Below are 2552 nucleotides of genomic sequence, written 5' to 3' on the forward strand. Positions count from 1 at the left end.
GGCCCCGACGACCCGCCAGGAGACCTCGGCGAGAAGGGCGATGAGCACGGGGTACGCGATCAGCAGGGTGTGCCGCAGCACGTGCACCCCTGCCACCACGTCGGCCGCCCACCGCGCGACCAGCACCCGCTTGCCCTCGGTGGGACGCCCCGCCTCGACCGCCACGACCCGCACCGGCCCGCGCAGGCCGATCCGGTCGCCGGGGATCACCATGACCTCGCCGTCCGGCAGGTCGCGCAGCTCCTCGGGGTAGAGGATCGGCACCAGCCGGTCGGCGGTCGCGGACACCGCCAGCACCCGGCCGCCGGCATCGACGACCTGCACCTGCACGCCCGGATTGGCCGGGATCGGCTCGGCGAGCGCATCCTGGGTGACCAGGGTGGCGACGGCCCGTGCGGTCTCCTGCGACTCGACGTTGATGGCGCGCAGCAGGGCGAAGTTCAGCACGCCGATGACCATCACGCCGCTCGCGAGCAGCCCGGCGGACAGCACGGCGACCGAGACCAGGGTGAGCCGGGCGCGCAGGCTGCGCCGGCGGAACCATCTCATCCGGGCCGGCTCATCCGGGCTGGACGGCCGCGAGCCGGTAACCCGCGCCGCGCACGGTCTCCAGGCGCTCCCGGCCGATCTTGCGGCGCAGGTAGCCGACGTAGACCTCGACGGCGTTCGGGGCGGTCTCCAGCGCCGCGTCCCACACGTGGTCGAGCAGCTCGGTCTTGGACACCACCTGGCCGGGGTGGCGGATCAGGTACTCCAGCAGCGCGAACTCCCGCGCCGTCAGGACCACCTCGGCGCCGGCCACGAGGACCCGCCGCTCGGCCGGGTCGAGCTCGACGTCGCCGTGCACCAGCACCACCGGGCGTTCCCGGCCGCCCCGGCGCAGCAGCGCACGCAGCCGGGCGAGCAGCACCACGTACGAGAACGGCTTGGTCAGGTAGTCGTCGGCGCCGCAGTCGAGCCCGTCGGCCTGGTCGTACTCGCCGTCCTTGGCCGACAGCATCAGCACCGGGAGCCACTTGCGCTCGGCCCGCAGTTGGCGCACCACGCGGTAGCCGGACAGCCTGGGCAGCATCACGTCCAGGATCATCGCGTCGTACCCGCCGTGCCGGGCCAGCTCGAGCCCTTCCTGGCCGTCCGCGGCCAGGTCCACCGCGAAGCCCTCGGCCTGCAGCCCGCGCCGCAGCGCCGACGCCAGCCGCGCCTCGTCCTCCACCACCAGCAACCGCACGAGTGCAAGCTTGCCATCCGGGGTGCAACCCTTAGGGGACCTTCTCAGCGAGGTCACAGGGCTCCCGGCGCAGCATGGTGGCAGGACGCGGAGTTGTTGAGTAGATCTGCGAGGTGGACGTAGTGAGTGGGTTCAGGTCAAGGCCGATGCTGCGATGGCTGGTGCCGACGGCCGCGGCGGTCGTGGTGATCGGGGGCGGGGCGGCGGCCGGGACGCTGGTGGCCAGCGCGGACCCGTCCCTGCCGGAGCGCAGCGCGGCGCAGCTGCTGGTCGATCTGCAGGGTGCGAAGGTCGACGGCTTCTCCGGAACCGTCGTGCAGACCGCCGACCTCGGGCTGCAGAAGGTGCCGGCGCTGGCGAACGGCGGAAGCGGCGCCGACGTCGCCAAACTGATCACCGGGAACAACGCCGTGCGGATCTGGTACGCCGGCGAGGACAAGGTGCGGCTGGCGCTGCTCGGTGTGCTCGGCGAGACCGACATGATCCGCAACGGCAAGGACGTCTGGCTGTGGCGCAGTCAGAACGGCACGGCGACGCACCTGACGGTGCCGGCGGGAGCTGAGACGCCGCACGCCGCGCCGACCGGGCTGCCGTCGACGCCGCAGGAGGCCGCGGATCAGGCCCTCGCGGCGATCGACCCGACCACGGCGGTGTCGACGACCGGTGCGGCCGAGGTGGCCGGGCGGGACGCGTACGAGCTGGTGCTCGCGCCGCGGGACACCGATTCGCTGATCGGGCAGGTGCGGCTGGCGATCGACGCCGAGCACCACATCCCGCTGCGCGTCGACGTCTACGCCAAGAACGCGACCAGCCCCGCCGTGCGGGTGGCGTTCCAGCAGATCAGCTTCACCGTGCCGGACGCCGAGCAGTTCACCTTCAACCCGCCGCCGGGCACGAAGGTGGAGAACGAGACTCCGGGTGAGCTGAAGGAGAAGGCCGAGGCGGAGGGCCACAAGAAGCCGGCCATCGCCCAGAAGCCGGTCGCCCCGAAGACCGGCGACGAGCCGACGACGATCGGCAAGGGCTGGACGACGATCGTGACGGCGAAGATGCCCAAGCTCGACGCCAAGGAGGCCAAGGGCCCGGAGGCCACCGCGCTCACCGGGGTGATCGAGGGCCTGCCCAAGGTCAGCGGCACCTGGGGCAGCGGCCGGCTCTTCTCGGGGACGCTGTTCAGCGTGCTGGTGACCGACGACGGCCGGGTGTTCGCCGGTGCGGTCGCACCGGAGAAGCTGTACCAGGCGGCTACGAAGTAACATCAATCGGCACTGATCCGGCGACGGTCTCCGAACGGAGATCGTCGCCGGATTGCGTAGGAGAACGG

At 72.1% G+C, this 2552-nt stretch carries 2 protein-coding genes and 1 pseudogene; 1 reads left to right on the plus strand and 2 read right to left on the minus strand.

What is annotated here, in order from left to right:
* Together AB0M20_RS37680 and AB0M20_RS37685 are read right to left on the minus strand one after the other, a co-directional pair.
* Positions 1–549 (minus strand): annotated as a pseudogene (locus AB0M20_RS37680) (two-component sensor histidine kinase); the annotation flags it as partial.
* Positions 550–559: 10 nt separating this feature from the next.
* The gene (locus AB0M20_RS37685) at positions 560–1228 is read right to left on the minus strand and encodes a response regulator transcription factor (RefSeq protein WP_364305601.1); all 669 of its coding nucleotides are present in this window, start codon (positions 1226–1228) and stop codon (positions 560–562) included.
* Positions 1229–1350: 122 nt separating this feature from the next.
* Between AB0M20_RS37685 and AB0M20_RS37690 the strand changes: the two genes are divergently transcribed.
* Positions 1351–2484 carry a sigma-E factor regulatory protein RseB domain-containing protein gene (locus AB0M20_RS37690; protein WP_364305603.1) on the plus strand — a complete coding sequence of 378 codons (1134 nt, stop codon included), beginning with the start codon at positions 1351–1353 and terminating at the stop codon, positions 2482–2484.
* Positions 2485–2552 lie beyond the last annotated feature (68 nt).

This window comes from Actinoplanes sp. NPDC051633, assembly GCF_040681735.1.
Classification (GTDB): domain Bacteria; phylum Actinomycetota; class Actinomycetes; order Mycobacteriales; family Micromonosporaceae; genus Actinoplanes.